The sequence below is a fragment of the Caballeronia sp. LjRoot31 genome (genome assembly GCF_964253885.1).
Lineage (GTDB): Bacteria > Pseudomonadota > Gammaproteobacteria > Burkholderiales > Burkholderiaceae > Caballeronia.
In genome coordinates this window covers 1,975,246-1,993,099 of the sequence record NZ_CAXURX020000002.1, presented here as the reverse complement: position 1 = coordinate 1,993,099, position 17,854 = coordinate 1,975,246, and the positions used below count along the sequence as shown (strand labels likewise).

Sequence of the window (17,854 nt, the reverse complement as noted above, 5' to 3'; positions counted from 1 at the left end):
CGGCATGGCGATAACCCTACTTGCTGGCGAAGTATTCGGGAAGACGAAAACCATCGTAGAAATGGTTGTTCAGGATGGCCTGCTGAAACGCGGGCGACTGATACGCATCGACAATGTCCCGCGTGCTGCGCGATGTCTTGTTCACAGCCCTCACCACGACCTGGTTGATGTACGGCGGCGTCATCTGCTCCAGGGCGAGCGCGTCGGTGAGTTTGTAACCGCTGAAGATCGCGAAATTGCCCTGGATGGCGGCGAAATCGACGTCATCGAGCGCACGCGGCGCCTGCGCATTTTCAAGCGGAACAATCTTGATGCCGGCCGGATTCGCGATCACGTCACGCTCGGTCACATCCACTGGATTGCTGTTCGGACGAAGCTTGATCCAGCCGATCCGCTGCAAGATCTTGAGCGCGCGCTCCAGGTTGACCGGATCGTTGGGCACGGCCACTGTCGCGCCGGCCCGGACGTCCGTCAACGCATGGTGCTTCTTCGAATAAAGGCCCATTGGCGGCGTGGGTACTTGCACGACGGCAACCAGATCGGTTCCGTTGCGGTCGTTGTATGACTTCAGATAAACCTCGTGCTGCATGACATCGGCTGTGATCTCCCCACGATACACCGCCTGGTTAGCCTCCAGCCCCGTGCTGAATTCCACGTACTTGATCGTGTAACCCTTCTGGCGCAATTGCGGTTCGACACCGGCCTTGAATTCATCGGCGTAAGGCCCCGGCACGAAGCCGATGCGCAGTTCGTTTGCACCAGCGGCGCGGGCACTGAATGGAGCGAGCGCAGCGCACAGCGCCAACGCAAGGAGGAAGGGGCGTTTAGACATGAGGGGATAAATAGAGGAAGTAAATGACCGCATGCGCGCCCACAAGCAACGCATGACAGCGAAATCAAAGCGAACGGCGCGCAACGTTTCAACGCGCGGCTCGTTGTTCAGAACGTTTCCTTGAACGGACGCAGATCAAGTTCCTGCGTCCATGCGCTTCTATGCTGGTGGTGCAACTGCCAATAGCTCTCTGCTATGGCGCTTGCATGTAGCAAGCCATCGTCACCGGCCTGCTGCACGCGCTGCGGCGCGGATTGCCGCAGACGCTCGCCGTCAATACCCCCATCAATCACGATATGCGCGACATGCACGTCCTGGGCGCCGAACTCGCGCGCGAGGGTCTGGCTGAGAGAGCGCAACGCCGCCTTCGAAGCAGCAAACGCCGCGAAGGGTGGTTTGCCGCGCAACGCGGCCGTAGCGCCCGTGAACAGCAGCGTGCCGCGCCCCGTTGAACTGCCGCCATTCAGTCCATTGTTCAAGATCCGGCGCAGCGCTGCCTGCGCAAACAGGAAACCGCCGAGCACGCCGGTACGCCACGCTTGCTCGAAGTCCGCTGCGCTCAGTTCAAGCGTGGGCGCACGGCTTGCACCGCCTGCGTTGAATACGGCCGCCGTTAGCGGACCAAGTTCACGCACGCGCTCGGCAAGCTCGGCAACGGTTGCTTCATCCGAAATATCGCCAGGCAATGCGTGGGCCACGCCGCCTGAGGCGCGAATCTCTGCGGCGATGCTCTCCACACGTTCGGCCGTGCGTCCCGTGAGGGCGACCGTGAAGCCGCCCTCCGAGAAGCGCCGGGCGACTGCTGCGCCCAGTCCCGCACTGGCGCCGACCCCGGCGATCCACGCGACCGGCGGTTGTTCATGCGGAAGACTGGAAGGTGACTGGATGGTTGAGTTCATGGCGGTGAAGTTAGACCGGCTCGTGGCGATTGGAAAGGAAGAAAACACGATAACGTTATTCGACATGGCGAGATTGATTCTAGTCTTCGGCCATCTTTTGCGTTCGGCGTGGTTTGTATATGCGGATCGATTGGTTGAGGCCACTGCGAGGCGGTCGTAAGGTGCATATCGAAACGTCGGGGTCCTTTGTCATGCCGCCGCGCATGCCTGAGCTTCAATCGTAAGACCCGAATATCCCCACCCTCAAGCTGGCGATCCCCTTTCAGGAGACACATAATGAACGCAGCCGTCGCAAGTACTACGGAGTCGGTCCAGGTCACGCCGCTGTCGGCATTCATAGGGGCGCAAATCAGCGGCGTCGATCTATCGCAGCCACTCGACACCCATCAGGTTGCGCAGATTCGCGCGGCGTTGTTGAAGTGGCGCGTGATCTTCTTTCGCGAGCAGTTCCTCACGCACGCGCAGCACGTGGCGTTCTCCGCGCAGTTCGGCGAGCTTACGCTGGGGCATCCCGTGTTTGGGCACGTTGACGGGCACCCCGAGATCTATTCCATTTCCAAGTATCGCAAGGCAACGCGTTTCGAAGGACAGGCGTTGTTGCGTCCGTGGACCGGCTGGCATACCGACGTAACGGCTGCCGTCAATCCGCCGTTCGCATCGATCCTGCGGGGTGTCACCATTCCGCCCTATGGCGGCGACACGCAATGGACAAGCCTTGTTGCCGCGTACGAAAAACTCTCGGCGCCGCTGCGTGATTTTGTCGATGGCTTGCGCGGCGTGCATAAATTTACGGCGCCCGCCGGGGCCAGTGCCACCAGCGCATTTGAGCAAGCCGTGCAGCAACGCGCACTGGTCACTGAACATCCGTTGGTGCGCGTGCATCCTGAAACCGGCGAGCGGGCGCTGTATGTCAGCCCAAGTTTCCTGAAGCACATTGTTGGTGTGACGCCGCGTGAGAGTCAGGCGATTCTCGAACTGCTGTGGGAGCACGTGACGCGTCCGGAGTTCACGGTACGGTTCAAATGGGAACCCGGCAGCATAGCGTTCTGGGACAACCGGTCGACGGCGCACCTCGCGCCATCGGATATCTTCGACCTGGAGTTCGACCGGCAACTGTATCGGACAACGCTGGTGGGCGACGTGCCGGTGGGACCGGACGGTCGTGCTTCGGTCGCCCTGGAAGGGTCGCCGGTCAATGCGGCAGCAGCCGTGGCATTGAACTGAAATCGGTTACGGAACTCCCCCCTCCGTGAATTCGGGGGGATGGATGGAAACCAACGTCAGGCGCGCGGCAGCCGCCGGTTGTCGATCCACATGCGAGCCCAGCGCGCAGCGTAAGCAATGGCGAGATCGGATTCGAAGAAGTAGTCGAGCGCGTCGAATACATAAGCGCGCTTTTGCAGCGACGCTTCGTCCTGAATCACGAGATTGGCGGCGAACAATCCGCTGGGCAGCGCTTGTGCCGCGGGAGCGACTTCATAACCCTTGTAATGCATGCTTGTTTTTCCTCCGGTACACAATGCAGTGGAATGCATGTGCCCCACATTAACGAGCCTCGCAAGACAATGGAAACAAGCATTTGGCAAAAGCAAACCCGTTGCAGCCAGGGATTGGAAAGAAGAAAAAGTTGCGAAGCATGTGCATGAGAGAACGCGCCTGATCAGGCGGCCACGTCCTGCGGCACGCTGAAGTCCGCCAGTATTTCATCGCGCAAGCGCACGAACGCGGCATCGCTGCGATTGCGCGGCCGTTCCAGATCGACCTTCACGATCTTGCCAATACGCCCCGGCCGCGCCTGCATGACGACCACGCGGTCGGCAAGGAACACGGCTTCGTCAACGTCGTGGGTGACCAGGATCATGGTGATCCGCTCGTGTTCCCAGATGCGTCGCAACTCGTTCTGCAGGCGGCTGCGCGTGAGCGCATCGAGCGCGCCGAACGGCTCGTCGAGCAGCAGGAGCTTCGGCCGGTTGACGAGCCCCCGGGCGATTGCCACGCGCTGAGCCATGCCGCCCGAAAGCTGATGCGGATGATGCCCTTCATTGCCCTTCAGGCCGACCAGCGCGATATGCTCGGCGACCGCACGGCGTTTCTCTTCCTTGCTACGCCCTGAATTCTTCAGCGCAACCGCAATGTTCTGCTCGACGTTGAGCCACGGAAACAGCCTGTGATCCTGGAACACGATACCGCGCGCAAGATCGGTGGTGCGAACGCGCTCGCCGCTGAATTCGATATCGCCATCGAACTGGTCGTCGAGTCCTGCAATCAGACGCAGCAGGGTGGATTTGCCGCAACCGCTGGCCCCCACGATAGCCACGAACTCACCGCTCTTCACCGACAGGTCGATGCGATCGAGCACAGGCACGGCGTGGTCGTCGCCGGCAAAACGCTTGGAGACGTGATGCAGGTTCAGATCGCTTGTTCGGGTGTTGGGGACAGTCGCCATGATGATATGGACTCTTTATGAAATATTAAAAATGCGCAATCACATGGCCGGATCGCGAAACCAGCGTTGCTGGATGGCACGGGCTAACGCATTCAACGCCCACCCGGTGATGCCGATCACGATCACGCCGAACACCACGAGATCCATGCGGAACTGTTCGCTGCCGTCGACCAGCGTGTTGCCGATGCCGCTGCCGGCGACCAGCAGATACTCCGCACCGAGCGTTGCAAGCCACGAATAGATGAGCGCGAGATAGATGCCGGTGAAGATGGACGGCAACGCAGCGGGAAGCACGACGTGTCTGACGGTCTGCAACTTGCTGTAGCGGAACACGCGGGCGACATCGAGCAGCGCAGGGGAGACCGCGCGGATGCCGTCGCTCGTATGCGCGACCACGGGCACCAGCGCGGCGAGCGAAAGGAACACGACTTTCGCGACATCGCCGAGACCGAACCATACGGAAATCAGCGGTATCCAGGCAAACAGGGAGACCTGCTTGAACGCATTGAAGCTAGGTCCGATCAGCCGGTTCGCGAAGGGCGAGACACCGAGCAACGCACCCAGCACGAGCCCAAGACTTGCGCCGAGCGTGAAGCCGGTGAGTTCGCGTGCAAGCGATGCCGAGAGCGCCCGCCACAGCGCACCGCTTCGCGCCTGATCGATAGCGGTATGCAACACCTGCGCAGGCGAAGTCATCATGCCGTGCCCGGCGACCACATGACGCGAGACAAACCACCAGGAGAACAGGGCGACAGCCGGAATGACCCAGCCGCGCCAGCGTCCCGTTTTGCCCGGTTCGCCCGACGCTGCGATAGCCGCGGAGCCGGTTTCGAGTTCAAGAGACGACGTGGCCATTTCGATACTCCTTCAGGCCGGCCGCGCGGGCGACAGCTTGTGTTCCAGAACCGTAAGCAGGCGATCCGCCGCATACCCGATCGCACCCACGATGAGCACCGATGCAAGCACCAGATCGAGCTGGAACAACTGCCGTCCGTACACGATCAGATAACCCAGCCCTTCCGACGATGCCACCAGTTCAACCACGACCAGCGTGAGCCATGCCTTGGTGAACGCGAGGCGAATACCGGTGCCGATGACCGGCACGGCCGAAGGCAGGATCACGCTGAAGATCGTCTGGCGGCGTGAATAACGGAACACGCGCGCAACATCGAGATACGCGGGGGGTGTCCGGCGGAATCCCTGCAGCGTGCTCAAGGTGACTGGCACGAGCGCGGCATGCCCGATCAGCAAATACTTCAACGGCTCGCCGATACCCACCACGATCATGAGAAACGGCAGCCATCCCAGTACCGGCACCTGCACGACGGCATTGAAGCTGGGCAGAATGTAAGCCTCGGCTGTGCGCGACAGTCCCAGCCATGCGCCAAGCAGCAAGCCGAGCACGACGCCGCCGGTGAATCCGACCGCGATCCGCGACAGACTCGCGCCGATATGCATCCACAGTTCGCCGGTGCTGGCGAGGCCGCCGAGGGTATCGAAGACGAGGGTGGGCGACGGCAGGATTTGCGGCGAGATCCAGCCGTAGTGGGACCCGAGCACCCACAACACGGCGCAAGCCACGGGCACGAGCCAGGGCAACGCGATCCAGCCCAGCGAGCGCGCCACGCTCGCCGCGTGACCGTGCGCGTTGTCGAGCGAAGCCTGGCGGCGGTTGGGAGACACAGTGCGAGCAATGCTGTTCGCCATGACCGGCTTCTCCAGAAAAGTTCAGACGTTCACGATGCCAGCGGCTTGCCGGACGGATCGAAACGGGGCCAGTAGTTCTCGAGCTTTAGCGTTTTCAAGGCCTGATCGAGATACTTCGGTTCGAACCAGCCGTTCACGCTCACGGGCTGACGGATCAGGTTAAGACGCAGCGCGTCGTCGGCAACGGCCTGATAGCGCGCCACGATAAACGGATCGATCAACGGCGAGGTGCGCTCCTTGAGTGTCTGGTTCGCGTACTCCGATTGCCACGATTCCACTGGCACACCGCTCTTCGCCCACAGCGTGAAAAGCGCGCTGCGATTGGCTTCGTCCGAGGACCACTGCGACGCTTGCACGACGGACGTCACTACCTTTTGCACGATGTCGGCGTGGTCATGGTCGAAGTCGTCGAGGACCAGCAGATGCGCTTGTCGCGTGTACTGCAAGCCACCGTCACGCGATGCGTAGATGATCTTCGCGAGACCCTGCCGCTGGAGCTTGAAGAGCTTGAAGTCGAGAAACACGGCGTCCACGCCCTTCGATGCAAGCGCGGCTTGCGACGCGGCGTCGTCGAGATTGATCACGCGCAGGTCGCGCTCGGAGAGACCGTTCGCCTTCAGGACGTTATCGACTACAAGTTGCAGGTTGGTGCCGCGAAAGATCGCGACTCGCTTGCCCTTTAGGTCCTTGACGCTTTTGATGTCGGAGTCGGGCGGCACGGCCAGGTAGACGCCCGTACGCACGCCGGATTCCAGCAGCAATTTTGTCTTGAGGCCATTCGCGCGGCCGAGCACGGCGGGCAGGTCGCCCTGGTAGGCGAAGTCGATCTGACGATTCGCCAACGCCTCGTTGACCGCGGGTCCGGCGCCTTTGAAGAACAGCCATTCCACCTTGACGCCGTCGGGTTTGAGCGCGTCTTCCACGCGGTGCTGCAACTGGGCGGTCGCGGCCGGCGAGCCGCCGAACACGGGCGGATCGCCATAACCTTGCGTCGCCACGCCGATCCGGACGACAGCCGGGGCGGCAGCCAGGACGCTCGTGGCGGCAACCATGCCCAGCGTGACAATGAGGGAATGCAGAAGGGATCGTAGGGTCATTGAATTCGTAAGGAAGACACAATGAAGGGGAAGCGAAAGGCAGCGCGGCCTGCAACGCTGCCGGGGGCGGGATCAGTTTGGTGCAGGCGTACCGCGCAACGCGCGGCTGCGCCGGCCGTCGATACCCGCGGGCACATCACCATGCACCGTCGCGCGCCGGACCACGCGGCGTGCGCTCTCGTCGTAATCCGCTACCGCGTAGTGCTGCGTTGCCCGGTTGTCCCAGATCGCCACGTCGCCTTGGGTCCAGCGCCAGCGCACCGTGTTTTCGAGGCGCGTGACGTGATCGTGAAAGAGCTCTTTCAGGCGATCCGAATCGCGTTGTGACAAGCCGACGAAGCGCTGCACGAAATGCCCCAGCACGAGGCTGCGTTCGCCTGTTTCCGGATGCACGCGCACGACCGGATGTTCGGTTTCATAGACCGTCGAGGTGAACTGTTCGCGATACGCGCGCTCGGCGTCGGTGGCGGGTGCGCTGCGGTTCGCCGCGTAGTCGTAGGTATTCGTATGAATGGCCCACAGAGAGTCCGCCAAGGCGCGCAGCGGGTCCGGCAGACGGGCGTAGGCCTCGGCAGTGTTGGCCCAGACCGTATCGCCGCCAGCGGGCGGGATTACCACGCCTCGCAGGATCGAGATCTTTGGATAGGCTTCCACGAAGGTCACGTCCGTATGCCAGGAATTGGCGCGCGTGCCGTCCTTCGAGTCGAGTTCGAGCAGACGATTGCTGCCGGCAACCGATGGCACCGTTGGATGAGCGACGGTTTCGCCGAAGCGGCTGGCGAACGCTTCCTGCGCGGCGTCGTCCAGATGCGACTGACCGCGAAAGAAGATCACCTTATGCCGCAGCAGCGTGGCGTTGATGGCCGCGATGGTCGAGTCGGCCAGATCCGGCCCGAGGCGTACGCCGCGGATTTCGGCGCCGATCCGGCCGCCTACTGCATGGACGTCGAGGTCCAGCGCGGTTGAGGATTCGGCGGCAACGGCAGGCGTGGCGATGAGGGTCATCGGGTGCTCCTTGGGGAATCGTTGGATATTGTCGGGTGTCGTTGTTGATCGTTGTCGATCGTTGTGTATCGGGATGCTTGCGCGCTGGGGCAGGCGGAAAAATGCAGCGGCAATAAATTGAAGCATCCGTGCGCGGGCGCGGCAACGAAGCGATTGGACTTTGCTTTACACACCGGACATGGGTCGTTTATGAGGGACCCTTAATGACACTCCGTGACGCTGGCTTAATAGGGATCGATTCCGGATCGATAGGTTTTCTATTCATCGTCAGATATCCAAATGAATAAAAGATGGTTCCTGTACGTTTAAGTTTGACCTACCTTGTACTTAGCGGTAGCCCGTACCGGAACGCTTTCAAGGAGAACTGCGATGTCTGAACCGAGAGCTATTTTTAGAAACTGGGGGAGTGAAGTGCTGCGGCACTGGCGCGAGCGGCGTACGGTGGCCGTTGATCAGTCGCGCGGGGCGGCACGCGAGCCGTACGACCTTGAACGCATCGCAACGTGTGCATGCAGCGGCTATTTCCACACGGGTTACGCGCTCGATCCGTTTGTTTTCACGCCGGAGTTACCGTTCAGGGATTAGCCAAGGGTTTTTCGCTCGCGCCGGTGGACGGAGTTGGGGGTGGGGGTTGATGCCGGGTGGTTGTTTCTGGGTTTGTGGTCGGGGTCTATGCCGGGTTGGTGCTTTCAGTGTTAGTGGTCTGCGAGAGTCGGATTTTCTCTTTATCACTATTAGCCACTGTGCGTGGCGGCACGTCATTTCTTTGTCCAAAGCGACAAAGAAACGAAGCAAAGAAAACGCTTTTTAACCACGCTACCCTAAGAGACTGTTGCGAAATTACAAAAAGGGGCTGTTAACTTTTTGGCTCTGGTGTTAACTTCTGTCTTGTTTTCCCTGACAGGAAGCCATGGCTAAGGAACTTATAGACGACCAATTATGGGCACTCATCGAACCGTTGCTGCCCAAAGCTGCGCCGCGCAATCGCCGGTATGCAGGACGCAAGCCAATACCTGATCGCGCCGTGCTCACAGGCATCGTGTTCGTGCTGCGCGCAGGCCTCGCGTGGAATTTGCTGCCGCAGGAAATGGGCTGCGGGTCGGGCTCCACTTGCTGGAGGCGCCTGGACCAGTGGCATAAAGCGGGCGTATGGCAACGCATGCACGAAACGATGCTGGCGGAACTGCGCCGTCGGGGCCAACTCGATATGGCCAGAGTACTGGTCGACAGCTCCTCCATTCGCGCGTTGTACGCGGGAAAAAACAGGCCCAAACCCCACGGACCGGCGCAAACTCGGCAGCAAACACCATATCATCGTCGATGCGCAAGGCATCCCGCTCGGCGTCATCCTGACGGGCGCAAACCGCCATGACGTCACTCAGCTTGACCCACTGGTCGAAGCCATTCCGCCAATTCGAGGCAAGCCAGGACGGCCCTTGCGTAAGCCCAAAATTGTTCAGGGCGACCGAGGCTATAGCTCTGAGCCACATCGGCGACGCTTTCGCAAACGCGGCATCACTCCTGAACTCGCGAAACTGCGCTCACCCCATGGCAGTGGTCTAGGCAAAACACGTTGGCCTGTCGAGCGTACGATCGCTTGGCTGCACTCCTATCGCCGCCTGAAGATGCGCTACGAGAAATATGCGCACATACACGAAGCCTTCCTCACGCTCGCGTGCGCTTTAACTTGCTGGACCCGGCTAAAAAATATGCAAACTTAATTCTGCAACAGTCTCTAATACTACAGCCGTAGATTTTTTTACTATAATTCATTAGTACTACTATGTGAGTATAAACCGATGCGAGCAATTGCGAAATCGTGGGAACGTGAACTGTACGCATTGCATGAACGTCTCGAACACCTGTTCAGACGCCCTGAACCCCGGCAGCGCTCACTGGCGTATATGAAGGGGCTGCTGGGCACAGTCGAGCGCAAGAACGGCTGGCAACTTGCCGAATGGATTGGCGAGGCAACACCGGACGGCGTGCAGCACCTGCTCGAGCGGGCACAGTGGGACGCCGACGCCGCGCGCGATGTACTGCGCCAATACGTGGGTGAACGACTCGGCGAGCGTGATGCAGTGCTGATCGTGGACGAAACTGGTTTCGTCAAGAAAGGTGAGCACTCGGCCGGCGTGCAACGCCAATACAGCGGCACGGCGGGCCGAATCGAGAATTGCCAGGTCGGCGTATTCCTCTGCTATGCCGGTCATGGCGGCAGTGCATTCATCGACCGCGAGCTGTATGTGCCGCGGGCATGGACCGATGACCCAGCTCGCTGCAAAGCAGCCGGCGTCCCGCCGACGTTGGAGTTTGCAACGAAGCCACAGCTCGCGCGCAGCATGCTTGAGCGTGCGCTGGATGCCGGCCTGCCATGCGGCTGGGTCACAGGTGATGAGGTTTATGGTGGTGACCGTGACCTGCGATTGTGGCTGGAGTCACGCGGGCAGGCCTTCGTGCTGGCAGTCGCAAAGAATGAGCCGCTATGGTGGCAAGGGCCGAAGTACGTTCGCGCAGACAAGATAGCCGAAGCGTTGCCGTCAACGGCATGGGAGCGCCTATCGGCTGGCGTGGGCGCCAAAGGCGAACGTCTGTACGATTGGGCAATGACGCCACTGTGGAGGCTGCAGATCACCGCCGAGGAATATAGCTTCGGACACTACCTGCTGGTACGGCGCAGTCTGGATGAAAAGCGCGAGCATGCCTACTATGTCGTCTACGCTCCATGCAGTAAAGCTTCACTGCAGATTCTGGTGAATGTCGCAGGACGCAGATGGGAAATCGAAACTGGCTTCGAGGCGACCAAGGGGGAGTGCGGCCTGGATCAGTATGAGGTGCGTCTATGGCGCGGGTGGTACCGCCATATCACCCTGGCACTTCTGGCGCACGCAGTACTTGTCACCCTTCGGATCGAGGGTAAAAAAAACTCCTGAAGGCATGATGCCTCTCAGCCCGCAGGAAATTCGTCGACTGTTATGCCGCCTGTTATGGCGCGCCGTCCATCCGATCAATCATGTGATTGCATGGTCAATTTGGCGACGTACTCACCAGTGGCGCGCACAACAGTCCCATTACCGACGCCGTGGTTTTACCCCGCCTGTCAGTTAGTATCTACGGCTGTAGTACTAAGTGTCCACAGCGTGCAGTTTTGATTCATGGGTGCCCCAAAAGCACGGTGCTCGCCAGAGCGGAGGATGTGTGAACCCCTCCTTCTCGCGAATCCTGACATGAACACGCTTCGCCCCGTACGCTCTCGGGCAAGCACGAACGCCCACGAATGAGCACTGTCTCACGCGCATTCGCTGCCGCGCTTCTTGGTGCGTTGGCCGAGCGTGCGCTGCTTTTTGGTGCGCTACACGGCCGAACGCATATTTACGGCTTCACGTTTGGCGGGTTGTTGCGCGGCCTGCACGATTCTTTTCGCCAGCTACGGCCTGCGCACCATTGCGGCTTCGTTTCTATGAAGGTTGGCTACGTGGTTCGTTATGCATACAAATTCGGTGGGAGGTCGTCCGCGGATAGCGCGGGGTGCCCCTTGGGCAGGTTCAATCACTGGTGGCGAAGCGTGTGGGTATCGGTGTTCGGAGAAGGAGGGTTTCACACATCCGTGGCTCTGGCGAGCACCGTGCTTTTGGGGCACCTATGAATAGAAACTGCACGCTGTGGACACTTAGGGTAGCGTGGTTTAAAAGCGCTTTCTTTGCTTCGTTTCTTTGTCGCTTTGGACAAAGAAATGACGTGCCGCCACGCACAGTGGCTAATAGTGATAAAGAGAAAATCCGAGTCACGCAGACCACCACGGCCGAAAGCAGCAACCCGGCACTGACCCCGACCACTAGCCCCAGAACCGACCAACCCGGCATAGACCCTGACCACAAACCCAGGAACAACCACCCGGCATCAACCCCGACCACTAACCCCAGAACCTGGCAACCCCACGCCCAACCCCCACCCCCACCCCCCACCCCCACCCCCCACCCCCAAATCCCCCCAAAACCCGTCCACCGGCGCGAGCGAAACTTTCAATCGGATATGGTCAATGGCAGACCCAGTTCACCCAGCGCATCGCGTGCGTTGAACGCCAGCGCAAACTGAGCCGCCTGCCGCCCCACCGTCGCCAACTGCTCCGCCACCTTCGGGTCCGAACAGGAATCAATCGTCTCGAAGCGCGTTTCCAGCGAGTTGACCGCAGCACCATACGGCGTCGGCCAGCCCCGCAACGCATGCACGATCGAGCGCAACGACGTGAGCACAGCGCCGGCGCCTTGCCAGCCATATGCCGTCACCACGCAGCCCACCGCACGGCCGTCGAGATAGGGACGCTTGTCGTCACTGAGTTCCTCCAGCGTGTCCAGCGCGTTCTTGACCAGCCCCGAGACGCCGCCGTGATAACCCGGCGTCGCGATGATGACCGCATCCGCTTCACGCACCGCCTCAATCAATTCGAGCTGTTCTGCCGAGCGTTCGCCATGTTCGGGCGCATAGTGCGGGAGCGAGTGCAGGAACGTGCCGCCGAACAGCCGCGTGCGTGCACCTTCGGCTTCGGCGCCGAGCAGGGCGAGACGAAGCGCGCGTTCAGTCGATGAAGCCGCGCGGGTCGTGCCGCCAATGCCAACCACAAGCGGCCGGCGAAATTCAAAGCTCTTCAACGAAATACTCCCAGGATTGCAGTGGAGCCACGTGCGCATTGTTCGTACGCAAAGCACCGCAGCTTTATCGCGCGATGATCAAATCAGAATCAACCCGCCATCTCGGCGAGCCATTCTATCGAGCGATTTTGCGCGATGGAACCGAGCTTTGCTTGAATCGATATGAGCTTTGCGTATTTCAAGGACGATCAACGCCCCTGACGGCCCCGCCACGCAACGTACATACGGATAAGTAATTAGCCTTGCGCAATAGATTATTAAGCCGCGACGCGGGTTACGTTAAACTTTCGCCTCTCACGAACCAGGGATGAACGGCGGCCGGCTGCCCGAGCGAACTCGCTCAACAGGGAGTCCGCCGCTTTTTTTGTTTACATGATCGAAATACGCAATCTTTCGCAACGCTTCGCGGGCCCACGAGGCTGGATCGAAGCGCTGCATAACGTCAATTTGACGATCCCGCCGGGCGAAGTGTTCGGCATTATCGGGCGCAGCGGCGCCGGTAAAAGTACGCTGGTGCGCACCATCAACCTGCTGACCCGGCCAAGCGAAGGCAGCGTGATCGTGGACGGCCGCGATCTCACCACGCTGCCCGCTGCGCAATTGCGCACGGCGCGCCGTGACATCGGCATGATCTTCCAGCACTTCAATTTGCTGTCGTCGCGCACGGTGTTCGACAACGTCGCACTGCCGCTCGAACTCGTCGGCATGAAACGCGGCGAGATCGAGGCGACCGTGTTGCCGCTGCTGGAACTCGTCGGGCTGACCACGCAAAAAGATCGTTACCCGGCCCAGATCAGCGGTGGCCAGAAGCAGCGCGTGGGGATCGCCCGGGCGCTTGCCAGCAAGCCCAAAGTGCTGCTCTCCGACGAAGCCACGTCCGCGCTCGATCCTGAAACCACGCGCTCAATTCTTGATCTGCTACGCAAGATCAACAAGGAGCTCGGCCTGACGATCGTGCTGATCACGCATCAGATGGACGTGATCAAGCAGGTCTGCGATCGCGTCGCGGTGCTCGACGCCGGCCGCGTGGTAGAGGAGGGCAATGTAGTCGATGTCTTCATGCAGCCGCATCACGAAGTCACGCGCGCGTTGATTGGTGACGTGATCGCGCATGAATTGCCGCCTGCGTTGAAGCTGCGTGTGGCCGAGCGTTTGAAAACGGGCAGCGGCCATTTGCTGCGGCTCGCATTCACCGGCTCCGGCGTCGACCAGCCGATCCTGTCCGAAACAATTCGCCGCTTCGAACTTGATTTCAACATCCTGCACGGCCAGATCGACGAGATCCAGGGCCAGGCGTTCGGCTCGCTGGCGGTGCTCGCGGCAGGGAAACCGGCGAACGTGGCCGAGGCCATTGCTTATCTGCGTGAACAAGGTGTAGTGGTAGAGGAGATGTCCCATGTTGAGTGAAATGTTCGATATGTTCGTCCAGTCGTTCTGGGAAACGCTCGTGATGGTGGGCATTTCCGGGCTGGTCGGCGCGGCCCTGGGGCTGCCGTTGGGCGTGCTGCTGTATCTCACCGACCGCGACGGCGTGCTGCGCAATCTCGCCGTGAACCGGGTCATGGGCGGCGTCGTGAACGCGGTGCGTTCGACACCGTTTATCATTCTGCTCGTCGCGGTGATCCCGTTCACGCGGCTGGTGGTCGGCTCGTCGATCGGGACGATGGCCGCGGTTGTACCGCTGACTATCGCGGCCGCGCCGTTCATCGCGCGGCTGGTCGAAACTGCCCTGCGCGAGGTCGATCGCGGCTTGATTGAAGCGGCGCAGGCCATGGGCGCGACCACAAGCCAGATCGTATTCAAGGTGTTGCTGCCGGAGTCCTTGCCGGGGGTGGTGGCTGGTTTGACGATTACGTTCGTGTCACTGGTGGGGTATTCGGCCATGGCCGGTGCAATCGGCGGCGGTGGTCTGGGCGACCTGGGCATTCGCTACGGGTATCAGCGGTTCTTGCCGGAAGTGATGCTGACGGTGGTGGTGATCCTGATCGTCTTCGTGCAGCTTGTGCAGTCGCTCGGTGACTGGCTCGTGCGTCGTCTTAGTCACAAATAATCAGCCACAAATAATTTTTCATATAAAGCTCATAGGGTAGTTCATGCAACGTCGATTCATTCTCAAGCTGGCCGCTGTTTTCAGCGCAACGGTTTTGCTCGCCAACGTCGCGCAAGCCGACGAAACCATCAAGGTGGGCGTGACCGGTGGTCCGCATGCGCAGGTCATGGAAATCGTGAAGCAGGTAGCTGCGAAGAACGGCCTGAACATCAAGATTGTCGAGTTCGCCGATTACGTCCAGCCGAATGCGGCGCTGGCCTCGGGCGATCTCGACGCGAACAGCTATCAGCACGCACCGTATCTCGACGCGCAGGTGAAGGACCGCGGCTACAAGCTGATCAAGATCGCCGATACCGTCACGTTCCCCATGGGCATCTATTCGAAGAAGTTCAAGACGCTGGCCGAGTTGCCGGTGGGCGCGCGCATTGCCGTGCCGAACGATCCGACCAACGGTGGCCGGGCGCTGTTGCTGCTGCAAAAGAACGGCTTGCTGAAGTTGCGCGCCGATGCAGGCCTGAAAGCAACGCCGCTCGATATTATCGATAACCCGAGAAAGCTGAAGATCGTCGAACTCGACGCCGCGCAAATCCCGCGCTCGCTCGCGGATGTGGACGCCGCCGCGATCAACACGAACTTCGCGATGGAAGCCGGATTGAAGCCGAAGCAGGACGCGATCGCGATTGAAGATCCGAACGGCCCGTACTCGAACATCATCGCGATTCGCGCCGTGGACAAGGACAAGCCGTGGGTGGCGAAACTCGTGGCCGCTTATCACTCGCCCGAAGTGAAGCAGTTTATTGAAGCGAAGTACGCGGGCGCGGTGATCGCCGCCTGGTAAGCCCGGATTCAGGCAAGACGCCGTAACAAAGTCTGGATATAAAACGCGCTCTCTCCCTTACGGGTTTGAGCGCGTAGTCGTTTAAAACAAGGCCCATAAAACGCGGCCAATTCCACCCGCCAAGGGTAAACGCCGATATTTTTCCACCCTGGCAGAAAGCAGGCAGAAGGCTTTGCCTTCTTATACTTGCGCACATTAGAACAAGATGCCGGTTTGCCAGGGATAGAAGGAGACGTTTCTCGATGCAGTTTTCGCCCCGCCTTTTCACGCTCGCTTGCACGCTGGCCGCGCTGATGTGCGCCGCGCCGCCCGCGCAGGCAGAAAAGCTGACGCTGATGGCGGGAGGCACCTCCAAAATCGTCTATCTGCCCTTGATCCTTGCGTCGCAACTTGGTTATTTCAAGGATGAAGGACTCGAATTCGAGATCCTGTCCCAGCCGGCCGGCGTCGATACCGCGACGGAACTGCTCGCCGGCGCGATCCAGGGAGCGGTCGGTTTCTACGATCACACCATCGACCTGCAGAGCCGCGGCAAGGACGTTGAAGCGCTCATGGTATTCAGCAAGAGCGCGGGGCTGGTCGAGTTGGTCTCGAAGAAATCCGCGGCGGGTTTCAACACCATGGCTGACGCGAAAGGCAAGACGCTGGGCGTGACGGGGCTGGGATCGTCTACCAACTTCCTGACTCATTATCTTGCCGCGCGCGCGGGGTTGTCGCCGAAGGAATACTCGATATTGCCGGTGGGTTCCGACGACAGTTTCATCTCGGCGTTGAATCAGGGCGGTATCGACGCAGGCATGATCGAGGAGCCGGTCGCGAGCCGGCTGCTGGCCAGCGGCGATGCGAAAGTGCTGGTCGACATGCGCAGTGCGGCGGGCACGGTGGCGGCATTGGGTGGCCCGTATGCCGGCCCGTGTTTCTACGCTCAGCGAAGCTGGGTCAACTCGCACCACGATGAAGCGCAGAAGCTCGTGCGCGCGATGGTGCGTTCGCTTGCGTTCATTACGAGCCATAGCGCCGAAGAGATAACGGCCAAGGTGCCAAGCGATTTTTATGGACCGGGACCGGGCAAGGCGCTTTACATCAGCGCCCTGAAGTCCTCCCTGCCGATGTTTACGAAGGACGGGCGGATGCCGGACGGTACGCCTGCGGCCGTGCTGAAGGTGCTCACGCTCGCCAACTCGTCGATCGATCCGCGCCATATCGATCTGTCGAGGACCTACACGAACGAGTTCGTGGATCGCGTGCAGCTCGGCGCCAAGTAACGTCGAAACAATAACGTCGAAACAATAACGTGGAACCGGCGACTCATTTCCCTCTATTCGAAGCGATGCCATGAAAGCGATACGCATAGAACAGTACGGCGGCCCCGAAGTCCTGATTCGTCAGGATATCGAAGTTCCTGAACCGGGGCATGGCGAGGTGCTGGTCAAGGTCAGATGCGCCGGTATCAACTTCATGGATATCCACACGCGCCAGGGGAAATACAAGGCGTCGCGGACGTACCCCGTGAGAATTCCGTGCACGCTTGGCATGGAAGGTTCCGGCGACGTGGTTAAAACCGGCCCGGGCGTGACGTCGTTCGAACTGGGAGAGCGAGTCGCGTGGTGTATTTCGTGGGGCGCTTACGCCGATTATGCCGTCGTACCAGCAGCACGGCTCGCGCGAATTCCCGATTGGATTCCCTTTGACCTCGCCGCCGCCGCTATCTTCCAGGGATCGACTGCTCATTACCTGATCGACGATGTCGGCCATGTGAGCGCCGGCACCACGTGCCTGATCCATGCGGCGTCCGGCGGTATCGGCCAGTTGCTGGTCCAGTTTGCCAAGCGTCGCGGCGCGACGGTGTTTGCCACTACCAGCAGCGAGCAGAAGGCGGATGTCGCGCGCAAGCTCGGTGCGGACCACGTGATGCTTTACGACGATGGCCGCTTTGCTGATCGTGTGCGGGAAGCGACCGGCGGCCGGGGCGTGGATGTGGTGTATGACGCAGTCGGCCGCACGACGCTGCGCGACAGTTTCCGCGCGACGCGCGTGCGTGGACTGGTTGTCAATTATGGATCGGTGTCGGGTTCGTTGAACGACCTCGATCCCATCGAACTGGGCGAAAGCGGCTCGTTGTTCCTGACGCGTCCGCGGCTGGCCGATCATCTCGCCGACGCGCAAACCGTGCAGCGCCGCGCCGACGACGTGTTCGCCGCGCTGGCCGATGGCTCGCTCAGCATCTCCATCAGCGCCCGCTATACGTTCGATCAGGTTGAAGAGGCGCATGCCGAGCTTGAGGCACGGCGCCAGGTGGGCAAGTCGGTATTGATGATTGGATAGGCATCA

At 60.4% G+C, this 17,854-nt stretch carries 18 protein-coding genes; 9 read left to right on the top strand and 9 right to left on the bottom strand.

Annotated elements, in window-relative coordinates; all coding sequences use genetic code 11:
• Window positions 1-16: 16 nt before the first annotated feature.
• Both ACSQ8V_RS27185 and ACSQ8V_RS27180 read right to left on the bottom strand, forming a co-directional pair.
• Complete coding sequence (locus ACSQ8V_RS27185) at window positions 17-832, bottom strand: MetQ/NlpA family ABC transporter substrate-binding protein (protein ID WP_436184683.1); 816 nt, start codon at window positions 830-832, stop codon at window positions 17-19.
• 107 nt (window positions 833-939) lie between these two features.
• Window positions 940-1,731: an SDR family NAD(P)-dependent oxidoreductase gene (locus ACSQ8V_RS27180; RefSeq protein WP_436184972.1), complete on the bottom strand. Its 792-nt coding sequence runs from the start codon at window positions 1,729-1,731 to the stop codon at window positions 940-942.
• A gap of 276 nt (window positions 1,732-2,007) precedes the next feature.
• Here ACSQ8V_RS27180 and ACSQ8V_RS27175 point away from each other — a divergent pair, with 276 nt between their 5' ends.
• Entirely contained in the window at window positions 2,008-2,955 is a 948-nt protein-coding gene (locus ACSQ8V_RS27175) for a TauD/TfdA dioxygenase family protein (RefSeq protein WP_436184682.1), read from the top strand.
• 56 nt (window positions 2,956-3,011) lie between these two features.
• Here the strand turns inward: ACSQ8V_RS27175 and ACSQ8V_RS27170 are convergent, their stop codons facing one another.
• From ACSQ8V_RS27170 to ACSQ8V_RS27145, 6 genes are all read right to left on the bottom strand, one after another.
• Window positions 3,012-3,227, bottom strand: coding sequence for a hypothetical protein (locus tag ACSQ8V_RS27170; protein ID WP_031357276.1), 216 nt, complete (start codon window positions 3,225-3,227; stop codon window positions 3,012-3,014).
• A gap of 164 nt (window positions 3,228-3,391) precedes the next feature.
• On the bottom strand, window positions 3,392-4,177 hold the full coding sequence (locus ACSQ8V_RS27165) for an ABC transporter ATP-binding protein (protein ID WP_436207758.1): 786 nt from the start codon (window positions 4,175-4,177) through the stop codon (window positions 3,392-3,394).
• A 39-nt stretch (window positions 4,178-4,216) separates the two neighbouring features.
• A complete protein-coding gene (locus ACSQ8V_RS27160; RefSeq protein WP_436207757.1) occupies window positions 4,217-5,032 on the bottom strand; it encodes an ABC transporter permease in 816 nt (271 codons plus the stop codon).
• A gap of 12 nt (window positions 5,033-5,044) precedes the next feature.
• The gene (locus ACSQ8V_RS27155) at window positions 5,045-5,884 is read right to left on the bottom strand and encodes an ABC transporter permease (RefSeq protein WP_213764514.1); all 840 of its coding nucleotides are present in this window, start codon (window positions 5,882-5,884) and stop codon (window positions 5,045-5,047) included.
• 29 nt (window positions 5,885-5,913) lie between these two features.
• A complete protein-coding gene (locus ACSQ8V_RS27150; RefSeq protein ID WP_436207756.1) occupies window positions 5,914-6,981 on the bottom strand; it encodes an ABC transporter substrate-binding protein in 1,068 nt (355 codons plus the stop codon).
• A 72-nt stretch (window positions 6,982-7,053) separates the two neighbouring features.
• Window positions 7,054-7,986, bottom strand: coding sequence for a TauD/TfdA dioxygenase family protein (locus ACSQ8V_RS27145; protein ID WP_436207755.1), 933 nt, complete (start codon window positions 7,984-7,986; stop codon window positions 7,054-7,056).
• Between the two features lie 369 nt (window positions 7,987-8,355).
• Between ACSQ8V_RS27145 and ACSQ8V_RS27140 the strand changes: the two genes are divergently transcribed.
• The 3 genes from ACSQ8V_RS27140 (at window position 8,356) to ACSQ8V_RS27130 (ending at window position 10,919) form a co-directional block, all read left to right on the top strand.
• Complete coding sequence (locus tag ACSQ8V_RS27140) at window positions 8,356-8,571, top strand: hypothetical protein (protein WP_436207754.1); 216 nt, start codon at window positions 8,356-8,358, stop codon at window positions 8,569-8,571.
• 325 nt (window positions 8,572-8,896) lie between these two features.
• Window positions 8,897-9,707, top strand: a protein-coding gene (locus tag ACSQ8V_RS27135) for an IS5 family transposase (protein WP_436180705.1) whose coding sequence is annotated in 2 segments (ribosomal slippage) — window positions 8,897-9,246 and window positions 9,245-9,707 — 813 coding nt in all. Because the reading frame shifts where the segments join, the coding sequence is not laid out codon by codon here.
• 78 nt (window positions 9,708-9,785) lie between these two features.
• Complete coding sequence (locus tag ACSQ8V_RS27130) at window positions 9,786-10,919, top strand: IS701 family transposase (RefSeq protein ID WP_436205429.1); 1,134 nt, start codon at window positions 9,786-9,788, stop codon at window positions 10,917-10,919.
• Between the two features lie 1,089 nt (window positions 10,920-12,008).
• On the opposite strand, the gene ACSQ8V_RS27125 is transcribed toward ACSQ8V_RS27130, so the two are convergent.
• Window positions 12,009-12,674 (bottom strand): NAD(P)H-dependent oxidoreductase, encoded by a 666-nt coding sequence (locus ACSQ8V_RS27125; protein ID WP_213764518.1) that lies wholly within the window; start codon window positions 12,672-12,674, stop codon window positions 12,009-12,011.
• Window positions 12,675-13,007: 333 nt separating this feature from the next.
• Here ACSQ8V_RS27125 and ACSQ8V_RS27120 point away from each other — a divergent pair, with 333 nt between their 5' ends.
• From ACSQ8V_RS27120 to ACSQ8V_RS27100, 5 genes are all read left to right on the top strand, one after another.
• The gene (locus ACSQ8V_RS27120; RefSeq protein ID WP_213764519.1) at window positions 13,008-14,042 is read left to right on the top strand and encodes a methionine ABC transporter ATP-binding protein; all 1,035 of its coding nucleotides are present in this window, start codon (window positions 13,008-13,010) and stop codon (window positions 14,040-14,042) included.
• Window positions 14,032-14,685, top strand: coding sequence for a methionine ABC transporter permease (locus ACSQ8V_RS27115; protein ID WP_436184678.1), 654 nt, complete (start codon window positions 14,032-14,034; stop codon window positions 14,683-14,685). Before ACSQ8V_RS27120 ends, ACSQ8V_RS27115 begins: the two co-directional genes overlap by 11 nt.
• Before the next feature lie 43 nt (window positions 14,686-14,728).
• Window positions 14,729-15,523 carry a MetQ/NlpA family ABC transporter substrate-binding protein gene (locus ACSQ8V_RS27110; protein WP_213764521.1) on the top strand — a complete coding sequence of 265 codons (795 nt, stop codon included), beginning with the start codon at window positions 14,729-14,731 and terminating at the stop codon, window positions 15,521-15,523.
• A gap of 242 nt (window positions 15,524-15,765) precedes the next feature.
• Complete coding sequence (locus tag ACSQ8V_RS27105) at window positions 15,766-16,788, top strand: ABC transporter substrate-binding protein (RefSeq protein ID WP_213764522.1); 1,023 nt, start codon at window positions 15,766-15,768, stop codon at window positions 16,786-16,788.
• A 70-nt stretch (window positions 16,789-16,858) separates the two neighbouring features.
• On the top strand, window positions 16,859-17,848 hold the full coding sequence (locus ACSQ8V_RS27100) for a quinone oxidoreductase family protein (protein WP_213764523.1): 990 nt from the start codon (window positions 16,859-16,861) through the stop codon (window positions 17,846-17,848).
• The last annotated feature ends 6 nt before the right edge of the window (window positions 17,849-17,854 follow it).

Bases quoted from the DNA above. Each gene is read 5' to 3' on its own strand.
- ACSQ8V_RS27175 (WP_436184682.1), top strand. From the start codon at position 2,008: ATGAACGCAGCCGTCGCAAGTACTACGGAGTCGGTCCAGGTCACGCCG.
- ACSQ8V_RS27125 (WP_213764518.1), bottom strand. From the start codon at position 12,674: ATGCGCACGTGGCTCCACTGCAATCCTGGGAGTATTTCGTTGAAGAGC.
- ACSQ8V_RS27165 (WP_436207758.1), bottom strand. From the start codon at position 4,177: ATGGCGACTGTCCCCAACACCCGAACAAGCGATCTGAACCTGCATCAC.
- ACSQ8V_RS27150 (WP_436207756.1), bottom strand. From the start codon at position 6,981: ATGACCCTACGATCCCTTCTGCATTCCCTCATTGTCACGCTGGGCATG.
- ACSQ8V_RS27110 (WP_213764521.1), top strand. From the start codon at position 14,729: ATGCAACGTCGATTCATTCTCAAGCTGGCCGCTGTTTTCAGCGCAACG.
- ACSQ8V_RS27105 (WP_213764522.1), top strand. From the start codon at position 15,766: ATGCAGTTTTCGCCCCGCCTTTTCACGCTCGCTTGCACGCTGGCCGCG.
- ACSQ8V_RS27120 (WP_213764519.1), top strand. From the start codon at position 13,008: ATGATCGAAATACGCAATCTTTCGCAACGCTTCGCGGGCCCACGAGGC.
- ACSQ8V_RS27140 (WP_436207754.1), top strand. From the start codon at position 8,356: ATGTCTGAACCGAGAGCTATTTTTAGAAACTGGGGGAGTGAAGTGCTG.
- ACSQ8V_RS27160 (WP_436207757.1), bottom strand. From the start codon at position 5,032: ATGGCCACGTCGTCTCTTGAACTCGAAACCGGCTCCGCGGCTATCGCA.
- ACSQ8V_RS27170 (WP_031357276.1), bottom strand. From the start codon at position 3,227: ATGCATTACAAGGGTTATGAAGTCGCTCCCGCGGCACAAGCGCTGCCC.
- ACSQ8V_RS27115 (WP_436184678.1), top strand. From the start codon at position 14,032: ATGTTGAGTGAAATGTTCGATATGTTCGTCCAGTCGTTCTGGGAAACG.
- ACSQ8V_RS27130 (WP_436205429.1), top strand. From the start codon at position 9,786: ATGCGAGCAATTGCGAAATCGTGGGAACGTGAACTGTACGCATTGCAT.
- ACSQ8V_RS27145 (WP_436207755.1), bottom strand. From the start codon at position 7,986: ATGACCCTCATCGCCACGCCTGCCGTTGCCGCCGAATCCTCAACCGCG.
- ACSQ8V_RS27155 (WP_213764514.1), bottom strand. From the start codon at position 5,884: ATGGCGAACAGCATTGCTCGCACTGTGTCTCCCAACCGCCGCCAGGCT.
- ACSQ8V_RS27100 (WP_213764523.1), top strand. From the start codon at position 16,859: ATGAAAGCGATACGCATAGAACAGTACGGCGGCCCCGAAGTCCTGATT.
- ACSQ8V_RS27180 (WP_436184972.1), bottom strand. From the start codon at position 1,731: ATGAACTCAACCATCCAGTCACCTTCCAGTCTTCCGCATGAACAACCG.
- ACSQ8V_RS27185 (WP_436184683.1), bottom strand. From the start codon at position 832: ATGTCTAAACGCCCCTTCCTCCTTGCGTTGGCGCTGTGCGCTGCGCTC.